The 19,169-nt window shown below is 55.2% G+C and carries 18 protein-coding genes; 7 read left to right on the forward strand and 11 right to left on the reverse strand.

From position 1 onward, the window contains the following. Window positions 1-7: 7 nt before the first annotated feature. Window positions 8-952, reverse strand: coding sequence for a helix-turn-helix domain-containing protein (locus CR46_RS0117450; protein ID WP_030074859.1), 945 nt, complete (start codon window positions 950-952; stop codon window positions 8-10). Between the two features lie 200 nt (window positions 953-1,152). Between CR46_RS0117450 and CR46_RS0117455 the strand changes: the two genes are divergently transcribed. From CR46_RS0117455 to CR46_RS0117485, 6 genes are all read left to right on the forward strand, one after another. Then, the gene (locus CR46_RS0117455) at window positions 1,153-2,568 is read left to right on the forward strand and encodes an ethanolamine ammonia-lyase subunit EutB (RefSeq protein WP_030074860.1); all 1,416 of its coding nucleotides are present in this window, start codon (window positions 1,153-1,155) and stop codon (window positions 2,566-2,568) included. Next, window positions 2,561-3,403, forward strand: a complete 843-nt coding sequence (eutC, locus tag CR46_RS0117460; protein ID WP_030074861.1) for an ethanolamine ammonia-lyase subunit EutC — start codon at window positions 2,561-2,563, stop codon at window positions 3,401-3,403. The genes CR46_RS0117455 and eutC overlap by 8 nt, the downstream gene beginning before the upstream one ends. A 161-nt stretch (window positions 3,404-3,564) precedes the next feature. Next, window positions 3,565-4,998, forward strand: a complete 1,434-nt coding sequence (eat, locus tag CR46_RS0117470; RefSeq protein ID WP_030074862.1) for an ethanolamine permease — start codon at window positions 3,565-3,567, stop codon at window positions 4,996-4,998. A 119-nt stretch (window positions 4,999-5,117) separates the two neighbouring features. Then, window positions 5,118-5,636 carry a CIA30 family protein gene (locus tag CR46_RS0117475; protein WP_030074863.1) on the forward strand — a complete coding sequence of 173 codons (519 nt, stop codon included), beginning with the start codon at window positions 5,118-5,120 and terminating at the stop codon, window positions 5,634-5,636. A 43-nt stretch (window positions 5,637-5,679) separates the two neighbouring features. Continuing rightward, on the forward strand, window positions 5,680-7,446 hold the full coding sequence (aceK, locus tag CR46_RS0117480) for a bifunctional isocitrate dehydrogenase kinase/phosphatase (RefSeq protein WP_030074864.1): 1,767 nt from the start codon (window positions 5,680-5,682) through the stop codon (window positions 7,444-7,446). A gap of 32 nt (window positions 7,447-7,478) precedes the next feature. Beyond that, the gene (locus CR46_RS0117485; protein ID WP_030074866.1) at window positions 7,479-8,192 is read left to right on the forward strand and encodes an SIR2 family NAD-dependent protein deacylase; all 714 of its coding nucleotides are present in this window, start codon (window positions 7,479-7,481) and stop codon (window positions 8,190-8,192) included. A 5-nt stretch (window positions 8,193-8,197) separates the two neighbouring features. Here CR46_RS0117485 and bioA read toward each other — a convergent pair whose 3' ends face one another. From bioA to bioB, 6 genes are read right to left on the reverse strand one after another with little or no spacing between them, the layout of a single operon-like run. Then, on the reverse strand, window positions 8,198-9,469 hold the full coding sequence (bioA, locus tag CR46_RS0117490) for an adenosylmethionine--8-amino-7-oxononanoate transaminase (RefSeq protein ID WP_030074868.1): 1,272 nt from the start codon (window positions 9,467-9,469) through the stop codon (window positions 8,198-8,200). After that, window positions 9,466-10,191, reverse strand: coding sequence for a dethiobiotin synthase (gene bioD / locus CR46_RS0117495; protein WP_030074870.1), 726 nt, complete (start codon window positions 10,189-10,191; stop codon window positions 9,466-9,468). Before bioD ends, bioA begins: the two co-directional genes overlap by 4 nt. Beyond that, complete coding sequence (bioC, locus tag CR46_RS0117500; protein ID WP_030074872.1) at window positions 10,188-10,967, reverse strand: malonyl-ACP O-methyltransferase BioC; 780 nt, start codon at window positions 10,965-10,967, stop codon at window positions 10,188-10,190. Before bioC ends, bioD begins: the two co-directional genes overlap by 4 nt. Beyond that, window positions 10,958-11,698 (reverse strand): alpha/beta fold hydrolase, encoded by a 741-nt coding sequence (locus CR46_RS0117505; RefSeq protein ID WP_030074874.1) that lies wholly within the window; start codon window positions 11,696-11,698, stop codon window positions 10,958-10,960. The genes bioC and CR46_RS0117505 overlap by 10 nt, the downstream gene beginning before the upstream one ends. Continuing rightward, window positions 11,686-12,840 carry an 8-amino-7-oxononanoate synthase gene (gene bioF / locus CR46_RS0117510; protein ID WP_030074876.1) on the reverse strand — a complete coding sequence of 385 codons (1,155 nt, stop codon included), beginning with the start codon at window positions 12,838-12,840 and terminating at the stop codon, window positions 11,686-11,688. Before bioF ends, CR46_RS0117505 begins: the two co-directional genes overlap by 13 nt. Further along, entirely contained in the window at window positions 12,827-13,903 is a 1,077-nt protein-coding gene (bioB, locus tag CR46_RS0117515) for a biotin synthase BioB (protein WP_030074878.1), read from the reverse strand. The genes bioF and bioB overlap by 14 nt, the downstream gene beginning before the upstream one ends. Before the next feature lie 210 nt (window positions 13,904-14,113). Here bioB and CR46_RS0117520 point away from each other — a divergent pair, with 210 nt between their 5' ends. Further along, the gene (locus CR46_RS0117520) at window positions 14,114-14,875 is read left to right on the forward strand and encodes a tRNA-uridine aminocarboxypropyltransferase (RefSeq protein ID WP_030074880.1); all 762 of its coding nucleotides are present in this window, start codon (window positions 14,114-14,116) and stop codon (window positions 14,873-14,875) included. Here the strand turns inward: CR46_RS0117520 and CR46_RS0117525 are convergent. From CR46_RS0117525 to trkA, 4 genes are all read right to left on the reverse strand, one after another. Further along, window positions 14,872-15,777 carry a DMT family transporter gene (locus tag CR46_RS0117525; RefSeq protein ID WP_030074882.1) on the reverse strand — a complete coding sequence of 302 codons (906 nt, stop codon included), beginning with the start codon at window positions 15,775-15,777 and terminating at the stop codon, window positions 14,872-14,874. The genes CR46_RS0117520 and CR46_RS0117525 overlap by 4 nt on opposite strands. Beyond that, window positions 15,778-17,031, reverse strand: a complete 1,254-nt coding sequence (locus CR46_RS0117530) for a TraB/GumN family protein (RefSeq protein WP_030074884.1) — start codon at window positions 17,029-17,031, stop codon at window positions 15,778-15,780. A 50-nt stretch (window positions 17,032-17,081) separates the two neighbouring features. Next, a complete protein-coding gene (locus tag CR46_RS0117535) occupies window positions 17,082-18,530 on the reverse strand; it encodes a TrkH family potassium uptake protein (protein ID WP_030074886.1) in 1,449 nt (482 codons plus the stop codon). A gap of 63 nt (window positions 18,531-18,593) precedes the next feature. After that, window positions 18,594-19,169 (reverse strand): Trk system potassium transporter TrkA (gene trkA / locus CR46_RS0117540; protein WP_030074888.1); only part of this gene is annotated, 576 nt, incomplete at its 5' end.

The following is a 19,169-nucleotide window of genomic DNA, read 5'->3' on the forward strand; positions in this document are numbered from 1 at the left end:
CGCGCACTCAGTCAATCCTGTTCAACGTCTGCGAAGGGCTTTCACCAAATTGCTGCTTATAGTCATGAGAGAATTGTCCCAAATGCCAAAAGCCCCAGTGGGTGGCAATGTCAGTTACCGTTTGGTGAGGCGCTGCCTTACGCAGGGCGCGTCGCACTCTGTTAAGCCGCGTTAAACGTAAAAACTGCAGCGGGCTAATACCTAGGATAGACGTAAAACTGTATTGCAGCGTACGCCGGCTGACATGGGTTAGCTCGCATAGCGTATCCATGGTCACTGGACCTTCTAAGTGTTCATCAACATAGTACTTGACCCGGTCAACTACGGCTTTTCTGTGGGCGTAGCTGGGTGGCAGTTCATGGCTTACTGGATTGGCTTGCAGTACTTCCAGTAGCCCCGTTAGTAAAATATCTTGATGCACATTTTCAGCGATGGTGCCCTGCTGATGTGAGAGTAAGCGTTCAAGTAAAAACGACACCGCGTGCAGCGTGTCGGGTGCAACCCGGCGGCGTGGAGACCCTTGCCACTCATTATCGAGTATCACGCCTTGCCGATGGGCGGCAGCCTGTAAGATCGGCATGCGTATCACCAGTCCATAAATATCAAATGCTTCTGGCGTCACCAGTTCAAAATCGTGACCGCCGGGGTGGCACATCACCTCATGCTTTTCCAACATCTGCCCGTTAATTCGTGAACCTGTCGCCCGCGTGGGTATGCCTAGCCATAGGGAGTCAGCCCACACGCGGCAGTCTTGGCGTAGGGCTTGCCCTGTATGTTCTTTGAATACCTGCATGGCGGACAGCTCAATTTCATCCAGCCGACCATAAAAGCGACCAGGACTTAGTTGGTCGTATTGCTGCTGCCAGCGGGTCAAATTCTGGGCATGTTCGTCGGCATCAAACGCTTCTTGTATGCACTTTTTTGGTGCGACGCCTTGGCTTGTCAAGGTCACTTGCAACTCCTTTGAACGCAATAAAAGCGCTATCACGTCGCTAATTCATTGTATTTATTTTGTTTTCTTATCAGTAGGGCATGTTTGCCAAAACTCGATACTCCCCATTAAGTGATAGCGCTATTGTGGAAACAAGCAAATTCTGTTCCCAAACGCGTATACGGTGTCGTTGTCGTTTAACTATAAAAAAGGAAGGTCCTATGGCGCAGACCTATCACACCACTGTCGGAAGCCGCCGCTATCGCTTTAATGGCCTGGCGGAATTAATGGCCAAGGCCACGCCACCACGCTCCGGTGACCGCTTGGCAGGTGTTATTGCAGAATCAGCAGAAGAGCGGGTAGTGGCGCAAATGGTACTGGCAGAACTGCCGCTGACCACGTTTTTGAATGAGGTGCTGATCCCTTATGAGCACGATGAAATTACTCGATTAATCATCGACGAGCACGATGTCGCTGCGTTTGCGCCGCTGACGCATTTAACCGTGGGTGATTTTCGTAATTGGCTGCTGTCCGACCATGCCACTAGCGATGTGTTAGCCGCGGCTCGCCCTGGCATTACCCCTGAAATGGCCGCGGCTGTTAGCAAGTTGATGCGCAATCAAGACTTGATGCTGGTTGCCAAGAAGTGCCAAGTGACGACCGCGTTTCGCAATACGATTGGTTTGCCGGGACGGTTATCCACGCGTTTGCAGCCCAATCATCCTACCGATGACGTGACTGGGATTGCCGCCAGTATTCTGGATGGCCTGTTATATGGCAGTGGCGACGCGGTCATTGGTATCAATCCTGCTACTGATAACGTTGCCCAGAGCATCAAGTTAATGCGCCTGATGGATGACGTCATTCAGAAGTACGAAATCCCCACCCAATCCTGCGTGCTAACCCATGTGACCAACACGCTCGAAGCGATTGAGCAGGGTGCGCCGGTGGATCTTGTCTTTCAATCCATTGGCGGTACCGAAGCCACCAACCGCAGCTTTGGCTTTGATTTGAGTACGCTGGCGGAAGCTGAGGCGGCCGCTCAGACCCTGAACCGCGGTACGGTCGGGCGCAATGTGATGTATTTCGAAACTGGCCAAGGCAGTTCGCTTTCCGCAGACGCCCATCATGGTTTGGATCAGCAAACCTGTGAAGCCCGCGCCTATGCGGTGGCACGTAAGTTCAACCCGTTGCTGGTGAATACGGTGGTGGGGTTTATCGGCCCTGAATACCTGTACGACGGCAAAGAGATTACGCGCGCGGGGCTGGAAGATCACTTCTGTGGCAAGTTGTTAGGCGTGCCCATGGGCTGTGACGTGTGCTACACCAACCATGCTGAAGCTGATCAAAACGATATGGACAACCTGCTGACGCTGTTAGGCGTGGCGGGCTGTAATTTTGTGATGGGCATCCCCGGCTCTGACGACATCATGCTCAACTACCAAACCACTTCCTTTCACGATGCCCTTTACGCACGGCGAGTGCTTGGGTTGAAGGCAGCACCAGAGTTCGAGCAGTGGCTGGCGAAGATGCATATCTTCCAAGACGTGTCTTCCTACCGGCTCAACGATCAGCTACCGGCCGCGTTCGCCAATAGCCTACGCCACCTGCCAAACGAGGCTGACCGCAATGTCTGATCATCAACCGAAAGAAGCGCCGCCGATTGTGATCGCGAACCCATGGGAGCGGTTAAGAGCATTTACCGATGCGCGCATTGGGCTTGGCCGTGCGGGTATCAGCCTGCCCACGCATCAACTATTGGCGTTTCAGCTGGCTCATGCCCAGGCCCAGGATGCCGTTCACTGCGCTCTCGAGTGCGACACGCTGGCCAGCGAGTTAACCGCAGCGCTGGGCCTGAGCCAGACGCCTATTCATGTGCATAGCCACGCCGTAGATCGTGCCATGTATCTGCAGCGTCCAGATTATGGCAGGCGTCTGAACGACGCTTCGCGAGAGACGCTGCAGCAAGCGGGGCAAGGTGGGCAGCGCTTCGATTTGGCGGTGGTAATTGTCGATGGACTTTCCGCACTGGCGGTGCAGCAGAACAGCGTGCCGTTTCTTACGGCGCTGTATCGCGCTTTTGAGAGTGATCAGCAAGCGTGGCAGCTCGCCCCCTTAACCCTTGTAGAGCAGGGCCGCGTGGCGATTGGCGATGAAGTCGGCGCGCTGCTTAATGCCGATGCCGTGCTAGTGATGATTGGCGAACGCCCAGGCTTAAGCTCCCCCGATAGCCTCGGGCTGTATATGACCTGGGCACCCGAAGTTGGCTTAAAAGATGACCGCCGAAACTGTATTTCAAACGTTCGCCCGGCAGGGCTGAAACCGGAAGAGGCTGCGCGGCGACTGCTGCTGCTATTGACCGAGGCCCGCCAGCGGAAGCTGTCTGGTGTTCAACTGAAAGATCGTAGCGAGGACAACGTATTAGAAGGCACAACAGGTGAGACAACTCAAAACTTCCTGGTGGCCGATTAACGAGGGCTTACGCGCTACGAGCAACCCATCAATAACAACCCATTAATAACAACCCTAATAGCAATACTCCTAACAACGCTCCTAACAACAATAGGGAACCAACACTCTGATTCAGCACGCCGCTGACAACGATTGCGTTCCACACCAAAAAGGGCAAGACCATGACACAACCTTCTGTTGATCAAGCGTATCTGGCCAAGCGCCAGCTTAGAAAAGGAACCGCTGGCTGGCTATTACTGGCAGGGCTTGGGGTTTCCTATGTTATTTCCGGTGATTTTGCTGGCTGGAACTTCGGTATTGCCGAGGCGGGCTGGGGCGGCTTTGCCATTGCTGCCTGCCTAATGGCGCTGATGTATCTTGCGCTGGTGCTGTCACTGGCGGAAATGTCGGCGGCGATTCCAGCCGCGGGTGGAGGCTATAGCTTTGCCCGCCAAGCAATGGGGCCAACGGGGGGCTACCTAACGGGACTCGCGGTGTTGATTGAGTATGCCCTTGCGCCAGCCGCGATTGTGATTTTTATCGGCTCGGCAGTTGAAGCGCTGTTGGGCATTAATGGACCGTTGGTTTACCTGCTGTTCTACGCGGTGTTTATCGGTATTCACTTAGCAGGCGTGGGTGAAGCGCTAAAAGTCATGATGGTGATTAGCGGCCTGGCGGTGTTTGCGATTTTGGCAACGGCAGTGGCGCTGATTGGCAATTTCGACTCAGCGAACCTATTTGATATTGCGCCCACTGATGCCGCCGGTGCGAGCACCTTTATGCCCTATGGCTGGTACGGTATTTGGGCCGCGCTGCCGTTTGGTATGTGGCTATTTTTAGCGGTTGAGGGTGTGCCGCTAGCCGCAGAAGAGGCCAAAGACCCCGCGCGAGATATGCCTAAAGGGATTATTGGTGCGATGCTATTTCTGCTGTTTACCGCCTTATTGGTTGTGGTGTTACTGGCAGGTGCGGCGGGCGCTGAAATGATTGGTCAAAGCGGTGTGCCGCTGGTGGATGCGTTGAATGCGACGGGCAACCCAACCTTGGCGACCTTGGTTAATGTGTTGGGCTTGGCAGGACTCATTGCTTCTTTTTTCTCTATTATTTATGGCTATAGTCGGTTGGTCTTTGCGCTCTCGCGGGCGGGCTATCTGCCCAAGCAACTATCGCTGACCAGCGAGCGAAAAGTGCCTTATCTCGCGCTGATTGTACCGGGCGTTTTTGGCTTTCTGGCCTCATTAAGCGGTGAAGGTGATCTGATGTTAGCAATGGCGGTCGTCGGCGCAACGATCTCGTATGCACTGATGGCACTGAGCCATATTCTACTACGCGTACAGCAACCCGACTTGCCACGTCCTTATAAAACCCCAGGCGGCATTGTGACTTCATCGATTGCGCTGGTGTTGGCACTCGTGGCGCTGACGGGCGTTTATGCCTTCGACCCGCGTGCGTTTAATTACACTATTGTGCTGTTCATTGCCGGTGCGGCGTACTACTTCTTCTACAGCAAGAAAAGGCTGGTGGCGAAGACCGCAGAAGAGGAGTTTGCACTGGTGACGGCTGCACCAGAAGAGGTCGATACTAGCGAGCCGATACCGGTTGCTGCCAAGCTGTAATGTTTGCTGCCCATCGCCTAGGCTGACTAGGCAGATGAAGCCTCTGTGCCCAACGGCCCAGAGGTTTTTTTAGTATCTTTAGCGATAAGTAGCAAAACGTCACTACGACAGGAGCCAACATGACATTAACCTTTGTGCCCAGTGCGAACGCCCCCAATTTCGATCAACAGCGCGAAGCGCAGCGCTGGTTTGCAGTGAATGACGGTGTGATGGGTGGCGTGTCTCACAGCACATTTCGTATTGAAGCGGGGGTGGGCTGTTTTATTGGTGAGCTTTCACTCGATAATGGTGGTGGCTTTGCCTCGATACGCCGTGAGCCAGACCACTTTGAGAAATCGCTTGCTAAAAGTAACGGCGTTACGCTGTGCGTACGGGGCGACGGCCGTGCTTATCAATTGCGTTTGAAAAGTACAGCGTTAGACGATGCCAGCGCCTATCGAGTAACGTTCACACCGCCCCAAGGCCAATGGGAAACGATGACGTTTACTTGGGATAGGTTTGAAGCTGTGCGGCGTGGCACACTTCTTAACGATGCGCCGCCACTTACCGCTGATAGTATTTATCAACTTGGTTTTTTAATTGCTGACCGAACCGCTGGGCCATTTCGACTCGACATTGCATCCATTGCAGCGCTTTAGTGGCCTATTTTGCAAAGTAATTTTCCAATAAGAGCACACCGCCATGAAGCACTCTCCAGCGTATCGCTTAGCGGCCACTATACTGCATGGGTTTGATGGCTATCGTGCTCGCTTTAAGCAGATAACCTTTGATGCCAGCCGTCGTTTTCGAGAGGCAGCCTGGCGGGAGGCCCAGCAAGCTTCAGCCGCGCGGATCAATCTTTACGAAGAGAAAGTAAACGATACGCTGGCGCGTTTGCAGCGTACATTTGCCCATGAAGCACTAACGTACTGTGAAACGTGGCGGGAAGCGCGTGAGCATTATGCACAGCTGATTAGCCAGCGGTTGGATTACGAGTTGGCCGAGACGTTTTTTAACTCACTGTTCTGCTCAGTTTTTCACCACCGTCATATCCGTAACGACTGGATGTTTGTGTACAGCTCCCGAGAAGATGCTGCGCATCATTCGGGCATTGAGCTGTGTCGTCGGCATTGCGTTAATGGTAACTGGCCCCAAGCGCTTGCTTGGGCGCTTGAAGAAGCGCCTTTTGATAACGCCTTTGCTGACCTGGAGCGCGATATTAGGTTAGGCGCAGGCTTGCTGGAAACTCAACTGCCAGCGGCCATTTTGCAGGCAGATGACGCTCAATTAGAATTGTTGAAAAGCGTCTTTTATCGCAATAAAGGGGCCTACTTGGTGGGCCGTATTCTGGGCGGCGGTGAGCAGGTGCCGCTGGTGTTACCCATTTTGCATGGTGAAGGGTTTGGCGAGCAGCAGGGCGGCGACCCCTGCCTGCACTTAGATACGGTGCTAACAGAAACTGATGAAGTCTCCATTATTTTCTCGTTTACCCGTGCCTATTTCCAGGTAGATGTACCGGTGCCGGGCGAGTTTGTCCATTACTTAAAACAGCTGATGCCCCATAAGCCTGAAGGCGAGCTGTACGCTTCCATTGGCTTTTTTAAGCATGGCAAAACTGAATTTTTCCGTGCGCTAAACCAGCAGGTGGCCAAGCGTGAAGATCAGTTTGTCATTGCGCCTGGTGTCCGTGGCATGGTGATGGCGGTGTTTGTACTGCCCAGTTTTCGCACCGTGTTTAAGATCATTAAAGATAAATTCGATCCGGCCAAAGACGTTACCCACGCGGTGGTACGTGAAAAATACCGCCTGGTAAAACGCCACGACCGGGTTGGGCGCATGGCTGATACCCAGGAGTTTTCGAATTTTATCGCGCGTCAGGATCACTTTTCCCCAGAGTGCTTGGCGCACTTGCTAGAAGTGGCACCCTCTACGGTGTCGCTGAAAGATGACAAGGTGATTATCAAGCACTGCTATACCGAGCGCATGATGACACCGCTGAACATCTACCTTGAACAGTGCAGCGCAGATGAGTGCGTAATGGTGCTCAAAGACTACGGTAACGCCATTAAACAGATGGCAGCGGCGAATATTTTCCCTGGCGATATGCTGTTAAAAAACTTTGGTGTTACTCGCCATGGCCGGGTGATTTTTTACGATTACGACGAAGTATGCTATCTCACGGAGTGCCGCTTTAGGCACCTGCCCAAAGCCTATGGCAATGACTTTCAAGGGGGTGGGGGAGAGAGTTTTTACGTTGGCCCCAATGATATCTTCCCTGAAGAGTTCGGCCCTTTTATGTTTGCCAACCCAGAGCTTCGCGCTATTTTTATCCAGCAGCACCCAGAGTTATTTGACCCCGACTATTGGCTAGAACTGCAGCAGGCCATTGTCGATGGGCGGGTGATCGATGTTTATCCATATCGTAATAAGCAGCGTTTCGCGGGAACCATAGGGCAGCTGGTATATTAGCGAATATACGCAGTGATTTACGCGAGGAAAACATGGCAGCATCACCGCACTTAGTGGTTTTTACCGGTTCAGGGATTAGCGCCGAAAGCGGTATTAAAACGTTCCGTGCCAGCGATGGTCTCTGGGAAGATCATCCGGTCGAGGAGGTAGCCACGCCAGCGGGCTGGCGTCGAGATCCTCAGCGCGTGCTGGCGTTTTATAACCTGCGCCGCGAACAAATTCGTAAAGCCAAGCCCAACGCTGCCCATAAGGCTTTGGCTGCGCTTGAAAAAGATGGCTTTAACGTTAGTGTTGTCACGCAAAATATTGATGACCTGCATGAGCGGGCAGGGTCACGTCATGTGCTGCATTTGCACGGTGAGATTTTGAAGGCACGCTCTACGGTGGATACGCGGCTGCGCTATCCACTGCCGAAAGGCGGCATTGCGCTGGGCGATATTTGTGACAAAGGCAGCCAGCTGCGCCCGGATGTGGTGTGGTTTGGCGAGTCGGTGACGCTGTTTGAAGATGCCTGTGAACTTGTTAGCCAGGCGGATTTTTTGCTGGTAGTGGGCACGTCCCTGGCGGTAATGCCCGCGGCGTCGCTGCTGTCGTATATTAACTTGGATACCCCGTGTGCCCTGGTCGACCCCGACGCGGATGCCTTAACACCGCCGGGCGTTCTAGCGATTAACACCACTGCAGGTGAAGGCGTTCCTGCCTTGGTCAACCAATGGCGCAAACAGGGCAATTTGATGCTGCCTTGAACTGTCTATCGCTTCAAAAACCATGCTTTCATTACGTCGGTAATCTGAGTGATGTCGGCGTCGGTAGCGATATAAGCCGGCATGGTGTAAAGCCAGCGGCCGATTGGTCGCAGCCACACCCCACGCTCGCGGGCGAATTGCCCGACGCCTTTTAGCGCCTCGGCGGAGTGCGCTTCAATCACCGCGGTGGCACCCAGCACTCGCACATCGGCCACGGCTGGGTGGGCGTTCAGCGTGGAGTCGTCCATTAGCGCTCGGCTAAGCTGCTGGCTGAGTGCCGCAATCTTGTCCAGGTAGCGCTCCTCTTCAAACACGCGCAGGCTTTCCAGCGCGACGCGGCAGGCCAGCGGGTTGCCCATAAATGTAGGGCCGTGCATAAAGGCATGGTGGGCGCTGTCGCCCACAAACGCGTCGTGAACGCGGTCGCTGGCCAGGGTCGCTGCATGACCGAGGTAGCCGCCGGTTAATCCTTTTGAGAGCACCATAATATCCGGTGTCACGTTGGCGTGATTGGCGGCAAACAGCTTGCCGGTGCGGCCAAAACCTGTGGCTACTTCATCAAAAATCAGCAACACGCCAAACTCATCGCACAACGCCCGTGCACCGCGCAGGTAGTCCGGCGAGGTCATGTTTAGCCCGCCTGCCGCCTGGAGTAATGGTTCCATCAGCAGGGCAGCAATCTCATGATGGTGGCTCGCCAATACGTCGCGAAGTGCCGCTAAATCGTAGGCTATCTGTTCTGGTGTGGCGTTAAACGGTGCGCTGGGCGCGGGGGCAAAGTGGTGCTGGGGCAGCAGGCTGGCGAACAAGCTATGCATGCCTTCTTCAGGGTCACAGACCGCCATACAGCCGGTGGTATCGCCATGGTAGGCCTTCATTAACGAAAGCATCTTGCATTTTTCGGGGTGGCCGATGAGCACCTGGTACTGCAGGGCCATTTTCATCGCCACTTCCATCCCGACGGAACCACTGTCGGAGTAGAACACGTGATTAAGTCCATCAGGGGTAATGCGCACCAGCTCCCGTGCGAGCTGGTCGGCGGGATCATGGGTGAGGCCACCGAGCATGACATGGCATAGCTCGCCTGCCTGTTCACGAATGGCCGCGACTAAACGCGGGTGGCCATAGCCATGAATCATGCACCACCAAGAGCAGGTAGCGTCGAGCAGTTGCTCGCCGCTTTCCAGGGTGAAATGGCTACCGCTGCCGCCGACTACTTTAGGGGCGGGTACTTGTGTTTTGAGGTGGGCATAAGGGTGCCAGACGGGAGAACTCATAGAGTGGCTTCCTGATTCAAAACGGGCGTGTTGAGCAGCGCGGTTAGTGAGAGCGCGTGGCGCGCATGGACGGCATCAGCGATAGCTAAATGGGGAATAATGCCTAGACATGGCGAGTTAAGGGTGTTGTTAAGCAGGGCGATATTGGCATCAAAGCGTACTGTATCAGAGGCGAATACAGGGTCCACCACGCTGCCGACCCAGCCTGCAAGGGTTAGGCCATCGGCTGCGATCACCTCTGCGGTAAGCCGCGCATGATTAAGACAGCCAAGCTTTAGTCCCACGACCAGAATGACAGGCAGCTGCATCAGTCGCGGTATATCGGAAAAGTCGTCTTGCTCATTGAGTGGCACGCGCCAGCCGCCAGCGCCTTCGATGAGCGTTAAATCGCGCGGCGTGTCGTTTAGCGTGGCAGTCAGCGATTCCACTACGCTGTTGACGTTAAGAGCGTGCCCCGCCTCGCTGGCGGCCAGATGCGGCGCGATAGCAGGCGCAAACGTCCAAGGGTTAACGGTGGTGTAATCGACCGGTGGAGCGCTTTGTGCCTGTAGCGCCAACGCATCGCTATTGCGCAGCCCATCCGCTGTGGTGTGGCTGCCAGAGGCAATCGGCTTAAGCCCCAGTGTGCTGAGCTGCTGATCTTTGGCAGCGCACAGCAGTGCGCTGGTGGCCAGGGTCTTACCCGCATCGGTATCGGTGCCGGTCACGAAATAGACGGTCATGATGATTTTTCCAGGTGCAGGGTGATGCAGTGGTAACTAACGGGGAGCCCTTGGGGGTCACGTAGCGTTTCAAACCGCTCACGGGCGACGGCCAGCTCTCGGCGAGTAAGGCGCGCCTTGGGTCGCGCCACTTGGGCGCCTACCCCCTTGATTGAGGCCATCACGGCCGTTAGGTCGGGGTAGTAAAACCGCCGCCATTCGGTGATGCGATCAACCAGCGTTAAACCGCTCAGTGCAACGGCGCGTTCAAGTGCTTGGGCATTCGGCGTTTGCAGTAACGCCTCCGGGCGCTGCCAAGCCGTGGCGACTTCTGCCAGCGTGCCAGGTAAGAGCGTTGTGAGGCGCACTTGGCCGCCAGGGGTCAGCACTCGTTGAAGCTCGCGCATAACTCTATCGATATCGCGGCACCACTGGATGGCGAGGTTGGAAAAGACCAGATCAAAGGTGCTGCGCTCAAATGGCAGCGCAGCGGCATCGCCTTGCTGCCAACGAATATGATTGCCATAGCGCGCCTGGGCATGGGCGAGCATGCCCGGGGCAATATCCAGCCCAGTGACGTGGGCTTGGGGAAACTGAGTGGCTAGTCGTTGTGTCCAGACACCGGTGCCGCAGCCAAGATCGAGTATGTTGTCGGCACTAGGCGGAAGCGATGACCAGAGCGTTTCCCCTATCTGACGCTGGGCGCTGGCCAGAGCATCGTAGCGTTGAGCCGCCCGAGAAAAAGCGTGGGCGACTTTTGCTTGCCAGTTTGGTGCGGGCATTGTCGTTAGGTGCATACGTGCTCCTTGGTGACAAGTGCGGCCTGGGAAGCGATGGTCGCGACCAACTGAGCAGGCTGGGAAAGCATGGGGCAGTGCCCCGCGTGGGCAAGGTTGATAGCCTGAGCACGGATGCCGGAAGCTACTAACGGGTCGTGCTCGCCAACTAATCGAATGACCGGACAGGGCGCCTCTTGCAAACGCTGGGTGTTATCCAATGTGGCAAGCCAGTGAAGCCCTTGGGACAGCGTGCTGAGCGTGGCGCTTGGGGTGTCACCCAGCATGGCGCGAAGCTGTTGGTGGGCGTGGCGAGCATTAGGTTCGCCCTGGGTTTGCCAGCGTAAGAAATGCCGCCAGGTGGCATCGGGGTCGCGGCTAAAGGCGCGCTGAAAGCTGGCAAGCTCGGCGTTGCTGACGCCATCATCGCTACAAAATTGCTCGCCCGTGCCAATCAGCACAAGGCCGCGTGGCGCAGGCAGCTTATCGAGCAGCGCGCTGGCTAACAGCCCGCCCAGCGACCAGCCGACCCACACAGCGTTACTGGGTAGTTGGTCGGCCATGGCGCTGGCAAGAGTATCAAGGGTTGCAGGTTCAGGCAGGGCAGGGGTATCTCCATAGCCTGGCCAGTCCACTGTGTGTACCTTGCTATGGGCGGGCCAGTGGTGTTCCAACGGCTGCCAAATGCGCTGGTCGACTCCCCAACCTGACAGCAGCACCAGATGTAGAGGGGCGGCGTCTAGGCAGGACATCGTGCCTCCTCGCGCTGACAGGCGCTCAGACCTTCGACAAGCCGATCAATATCGCTGGGGGTATGGCGGGCGCTCAGCGTAATACGCAGGCGAGCGGCACCCATGGGCACCGTGGGTGGGCGAATCGCCCCGACGTGAATGCCTCGCTGGGAGAGCTTAGCCGCCCAAGCCATGGTGCGTGACTCGTCTCCTAGCAACAGCGGTTGAATAGGCGTATGGGAGTCGGCAAGGGGCAGCCTTAGCGCCTGGACTTGCTGGCGAAAATAGTGGATATGGCGCGTTAGCTGTTGGCGGTGTTCGGGTTCGCGCTGCACGATGGTCAGCGCTTCCAGGGTCGCAGCGGCAATGCTGGGAGGCTGGGCCGTAGTATAGACATAGCTGCGAGCAAACTGGGTGAGGTGGTCAATCAGCACAGCGTCACCGGCCACAAACGCGCCAGCGGTGCCCAATGCCTTGCCTAGTGTGCCGACCAAAATAGGCACCGCTTGGCTGTCGAAACCTTCCACACAGCCGCTACCGTTATCGCCTAAAACGCCTAGGCCGTGCGCGTCATCAATCATTAGCCAGGCGTTGTGCTGCTGGCTGACGTGGGCAAGGGTGGCAATATCGGCAACGTCGCCATCCATGCTGAACACGCCGTCGCTGACCACCAACTTATGGGTGGCGGAGCTGCGCGCTATCAGGCGTTCAAGATCAGCGCCATCGCGGTGATGAAAACGCCGTGAGCGAGCGCCGCTCAGCGTTGCACCATCGAGCAGTGAGGCATGATTCAAACGGTCTTGAAAGAGGGCGGTATGTGGGTCGGCGAGCGCCTGCAACACACCAAGGTTAGCCATATAGCCGGTGGAAAACAGCAGTGCACGCTGCCGTCCGGTCCACTGGGCTAAGGCGTCTTCCAGTGCGTCGTGGATTTCCAAATGGCCGCTGACCAAGTGCGACGCGCCCGCGCCTGCGCCAAAGCGACGCGCACCCTCTGCCTGGGCAGCCTGCACACGTGGATCATGAGCCAGCCCAAGATAGTCATTGCCCGCAAAGTCCAGCGTGCTATGGGTGTTCACCTGGCGGTGCCGCCAGCGCTGTTCTTCAACACGCTGCTGCCTGGCGCTGGCTAGCCGCTGATGCCACACGTCAGACACTAGCATCTACCGCCAGTGCTGCGGCCTGCTCTGCCTGGGCGCGTTGTTGAGCTTGTTGGGTGAGTCGCTCGGTGTGAGCAGCTTCATCTTCGCAGGTATCTCGGCGCTCTGGGTGCAGGCCTAATTTTGCAAAGAGCGCGCGGTCGCGGTCTGCCTGTGGGTTGCCGGTGGTGAGCAGTTTGTCGCCGTAGAAGATCGAGTTGGCTCCAGCCAAAAATGCCAGTGCCTGAGTCGACTCGCTCATCTGCTCGCGGCCAGCGGAAAGCCGCACATGGCTTTGCGGCATCATAATACGCGCCACTGCGATGGCGCGGATAAACTCAAGCGGGTCCAAGTCTTCAACGTTCTCCAGCGGCGTACCCGGTACTTTAACCAGCATATTGATGGGCACGGATTCTGGGTGGGGTGACAGCTTGGCTAACTGCTGTAACAGCGCGCTACGGTCTTGTGCGCCTTCACCCATGCCTAAAATGCCGCCGGAGCATACTTTCATGCCCGCTTCACGCACGGTGGCAAGGGTGTCTAGGCGGTCGCTGTAGGTGCGGGTGGTGATGATTTCACCGTAAAAATCGGGGGAGGTATCCAGGTTATGGTTGTAGTAATCCAGCCCGGCAGCCGCCAAACGGTTGGCTTGATCACCGTCGACCATGCCTAGTGTCATGCAGGTTTCCAGCCCTAGGGCTTTCACTTGGCGAACCATCTCTTCGACCAGCAGTAAATCTTTGTCCCGCGGGCTGCGCCATGCCGCGCCCATACAGAAACGGCTGGCGCCGGCTTCTTTGGCAGCCTTGGCCTGGGCAACGACTTTTTCGATTTCCAGCAGCTTCTCTTTTTCGAGCTGGGTGTTGTAGTGACCGGACTGCGGGCAATATTTGCAGTCTTCTGGGCAAGCACCGGTTTTAATCGACAGCAGGGTCGAGACCTGCACCGCGTTAGCATCAAAGTGGGCGCGATGTACTTGCTGAGCTTTAAATAGCAGGTCGTTGAAAGGCAGCGCGAACAGCGCATTAATTTCGTCCAGCGTCCAGTCGTGGCGCGGGGCGGCGGCATTGAAAGCGGTGGCGGTCACGGGTAAACCTTTTTTCTTTTGAAAGTTGACGAGACTCTAGCGGCGTTACGCTTTTGGTGTCAACTTTTAAGAGTGTTCTGGTTTACTACGAGTGGTTTTAGAGAGCAGGGGTTCGTCATGGTGGCCGGGCTGCTTTATACTCGGCGCCCTTTGTTAACCGTCTTTTGTTAATCGCCCTTTATTAATCGCCCTTTATAAATTGGAGCGCGGATGTCTGACGCTACGTCACAGCCCCCTGAGTCTTCTTCATTGACTGACTACGACCCTGCTACGGGGCATCCGCGTCCACCTCGGCGTGAATTTAAAGCACGGGGCAGTTTTGTCACACGTTGTGAAGGGTGCAATCTTCCTGAGCTCAACTGCCTGTGCCCTTACCAAGTTAAAGCGGATAGCACCGCCCAGGTGTGGCTATTGACCCACTCTATAGAACACTACAAGCCAACTAATACGGGACGGTTAATTGGGGATGTGCTGACGCAAACCAAAGTGTTTACCTGGTATCGCACCGCACCAGACGAAGAGTTAGCCGCGCTGCTCGAAGATCCTCGCTACGCGCCTTTTGTGATCTTTCCTGATGACCAGCCCGACTACGCAGATCGTGTAGTGGATATTAATGCGGTGCACGCGGTGAAGCAGCAAGCACGTATTCCGGTATTTGTGATTTTAGATGGCACGTGGCGGCAAGCGCGACGCATGTTCCGCAAGAGTCCTTATCTGGATGCGCTGCCGGTACTACCGCTGCGCACTGAGCGGGAAACACGCTATCGGCTTCGCAAACCTGCCTCAAAATCGCACCTTTGTACTGCGGAAGTTGCCATTGAACTGTTGCGCCAAAGTGGCGATGAAAATGCCGCTGATGTGCTAGACGATTACTTTGATGTATTTAACGATAGCTATGCCGAGAGCCGCTACTATCGCAAAATTGCTCAACCAACCGCTGCCATGCAGCGACTGTTAGATCGGAAGGGTTAGCGCTGAGCGCTAGGTAGCCAGCGCAGCATCACTTTGCGTACCCAGTACCAGCGGTTAATCAATAGGGCGGTAAAAATCAGGCTACAGCCAAGCAGCTGTAGCAGGGTCATGGTTTCGCCAAACCACCATGCGGCGAATAGGGCAGTCCACACGGCTTCAAGCATTAAGATAACCGCCGCGTGGCTAGGCGTGGTCATGCCTTGGGCTTTGATTTGCAGAAAGAAGCGCAGTGAACTGGCTAGCAGCACGCTGGCCATAAACCAGCCCACTATGGAGGGGCTGAGCGCTAAAGGCTGATGCTCGACGACCAACGATAGGCAGGTCAGTATGCTGCCGACTGAAATCAACTGAAGTGTTGTTAATGGCAGCGCAGGCACGTTGCGCACCACGCGGGTGTTGACGTTGATCAATAGCGCAAAGCAGAGTGCTGCACACACCATTAGCAGTTGACTGGCTTCTATTCGAAACCCTGCGTTCAGCGACAGCAGTGCAAAGCCAAATAGCGCCACCGGAAGAGCAACCCAGGTAGAGCGTGGCGGGCGGTCACCAAACAGCAAGCGCGCTACCACGGGTACTAGTAAAATCCCCAAGCTGTTGATAAACGCGCTTTCACCCAGGTGGTCGGAGTAACTTAACCCCAGAATCCAAAAGGCAATCGCGGCGCTAAACAAAAAACCTACTAGCACACCGCGCCTTACCCTACGTGGGGGCAAGCGCTGCAGAGCAGGCCAGGCGAAAGGTAGAAGTAGCAGCCCCGCCAGTAAAAAGCGCGTACCAATAAACAGTAGCGGGGGCATGCCCGCTAACGCTTCTTTAGAAAAAATCCACCCACTGGCAGCTACCACTGTCACCAGTAATAGCAATGCATCGGCTTGCCATGGGGCCTGTTTTAGCGCACTCATTTAGGCCGCGCCGCTACCGAACAGTGCGCCGGCAATCCTAAAGCCTGCGACCCAGGTGCCCACCGCTGAGCCAACGGTTGCCAGAATGAACACCAGGAGGGTGCGCGAAACACGGTTTTTCCACCACCCCTTCAGCTGGGTAACATCGTGGCGCAGGGTCGAAAAATCACGCACCTTTGGTTTGCGCATGTAAAGTTCTACCCCTGCAGCGACAAAGCCTGCGCCAATGGTAGGGTTTAGCGAAGTCAGCGGAGCAGCAAAGAAGGTGGCGATCACCGTTACTGGGTGTGCCAGGGCTAGAATGGTCGCACCACCGGATAAAATGCCGTTGATTAAAAACCACTCAATCACTAGCTGCCAGCCAAGCTCGGTATTGCGCGAAAATCCGATCACAAAGCCGGTAATAACCAGCGCGGTAATCAGCCAAGGGGCTGCTTTCCAGAGTTTAGACGGTGGCGGCGTTGCCTCCAGTGACTCACGCTCTGCAGTGGGGTTGTCGGGAAGCGGTGCTTCTAAATGCTCACCAGTGCCTTTTAAATGCCCGGCACCCAGTACCACCAACACGTTTTGGTAGCTCCCAGGCGGTGCTTCTTCAGCTAAACGCAGTGCCATATAGCGGTCGCGTTCGCGAATGAGCGGGGTATAAAGCGCTTCCGACTCTGCGGCAAACTCGCTGAAAGTGGCTTCCAACATGTCGCCTTCTTTGAGCTTTTCGATGTCTTCTTTAGAGACATCCTGGCGCGACATCACGCTGCCAATTAGCCCCGAAAATAGCGAAAAGCGTTGCCACCAGGGAACATTGCGGTAAATGCGTTTTAGCGTAATACCAACGTCACGATCGACCAACATTAAAGGCAGCTTGCGGGTACGGCACTCTTCTACTGCTGCACGCATTTCAGCGCCAGGCTGAATGCCTGACTGCTCGGCAATCCGTTGTTGAAACGCACCAAGCGCTAGGCTTGCTGCTACCATGCCCGCTTTGCCCTGTTTAAATACCTGGAAAAGATCCTGCTCCCCCATTGCATCGGGGTTATCCATGCTGTGATGACGTGCGTCGCATAGTTCAATGGCAACGGCATCGAAAGTGCCACTGTTGATTAATTGGCGAACGTCATCGGCACTTTCGGCTGAGACGTGAGCGGTGCCGAGAAGGGTGTAACGAGTGCCGCCAACGGTGACGGTTTTTAACGGGCCGCTGGTAGTTGGCAGCGCATTGGGGTCTTGCGCCAGCGGTGTCGCATTATCCTGGGTCATCAATGTTACTCAACTCATAAATGTAAAAACGTTAATTCTTCGACGCTAGATCAGCGACGCCAAAATGCCGGCGTAAATAGCACCAGCACCGTAAATATTTCTAAACGGCCAAGCAGCATAGCCAGTACCAGTATCCATTTGGCTAGACTGGGTAAGTCGCCATAATGACTGCTAGCTTCGCCTAGCGCTGGGCCTAAATTGTTCAGTGCAGAACCAACCGTGGACCAAGCAGTCACTTGGTCAACACCCGTAGCCATCACGCCCACCAGCATTAGGAAAAACAGCATAACGTAGGCAGAAAAGAAGCCCCATACCGCCTGGGCGATACTATCGGGCACGCTGACTTTGCCCACTTTAACGGCAATCACGGCGTTGGGGTGAATAAGGCGCATAACTTCACGCATACCCTGTTTCAAAATTAGAATAATACGGATTACTTTCATGCCGCCCGCTGTAGAGCCGGAACAGCCGCCTACAAACGCGGCAACAAATAGCAAAAAGGGTAGTGCGCCTGGCCAGCCTGAAAAGTCGGCAACCGCAAAGCCTGCTGTGGTGGCGACTGAAACCACTTCGAACAGACCGTGGCGCAGCCCTTCAACATCGTCATAGGTGCCAGTGAACCACAGGGTAATCACGGTGATTGTGGTTAACCCGCTAAGAAATATCATTAAAAAGCGGGCTTCAGGGTCTTGAAAATAGTGCAGTAGGCTTTTTTCACGCCAAGCAATAAAGTGCAGGCTAAAACTGACCGCTGAAATCAGCATAAAGCCGATACAGATAAGCTCAATAGCGGCACTATCAAAGTAGCCTATGCTGGCGTCATACGTAGAAAATCCGCCAATCGCAACAGTGGAAAAGCTATGGCTTAATGCATCGAACCAATCCATGCCTGCCAACATGTAGGCGACCATACAGGCCAGCGTGAGTGTTGCGTAGATGTACCATAGTGCTTTGGCGGTTTCGGTAATTCGCGGCGTTAGCTTTGAATCCTTGAGCGGTCCAGGAATTTCAGTGCGGTACAGGGCCATACCGCCAACACCTAGCGTGGGCAAAATGGCGACAGCTAATACCACAATCCCCATGCCACCTAACCACTGTAGCTGTTGGCGATAGTAAAGGATGGATTCTGGCAGAAAATCGATGCCGGTAATCACGGTTGCGCCTGTCGTGGTAAGACCAGAAAACGACTCAAATACTGCATCAGTGATACCGAGCGCGCTTTCACCAAACAACATCAGCGGTAGCGAGCCGAACAGTGCTAGTACGGTCCAAAACATGGCCGCAATAATGAAGCCGTCGCGAATCCGCAGTTCTTTGTGGGCGCGGCGATTGGGTAAGTAAAGCAGTAGCCCGGTGATAACCGTAATGGCGATGCCGCTCATGAAAGCATGCCAAACACCATCGCGAAACCAAAGTGATATCAGCATAGGTGGGAGCATCGTGAGGCTAAATAGCATCAACAAAAGCCCTAAAATGCGTAGTATGACCCGCAAACTCATAGCAGTGGTTGCCTCATAGCGATGGCTTGGTTTCTTGAAGAACGTTGCTTAGAAGGACGTTTCCTAAAAGAACGTTAAACCGACTTGGAATAGGCGTTCCACGTCACGGATGCGCCGCTTATCGATCACAAACAGAATCACGTGGTCGCCGCTCTCGACCATCACATCCCCATGGCCAATGATGACCTCTTTGCCTCGTACAATGGCACCTATAGTGGTGCCTTCAGGCAAATTGATTTCAGCTATGGTACGGCCCACGACCTTGGACGACTGCTTATCACCATGGGCGATAGCCTCGATGGCTTCCGCCGCGCCACGGCGAAGCGAATGGACGTTAACGATATCGCCACGGCGAACGTGGGTAAGCAGGCTGCCGATGGTCGCTTGCTGGGGCGAAATGGCGATATCGATTTCGCCCCCCTGAACCAAATCTACGTAGGCAGCGTTGTTAATCAGCGTGAGTACCTTTTTGGCTCCCAAGCGTTTGGCCAGCAGCGACGACATAATATTAACCTCGTCGTCGTTGGTCAGAGCACAAAAGATATCGCACTCTTCGATGTTCTCTTCTTCCAGCAGCCGCTTGCTGGTAGCGCTGCCGTGAAGTACCACCGTACGGTCAAGCCGTTCGGAAAGCGCGGT

It is taken from the genome of Vreelandella neptunia (genome assembly GCF_000712975.1).
Taxonomy (GTDB): Bacteria; Pseudomonadota; Gammaproteobacteria; order Pseudomonadales; family Halomonadaceae; genus Vreelandella; species Vreelandella qaidamensis.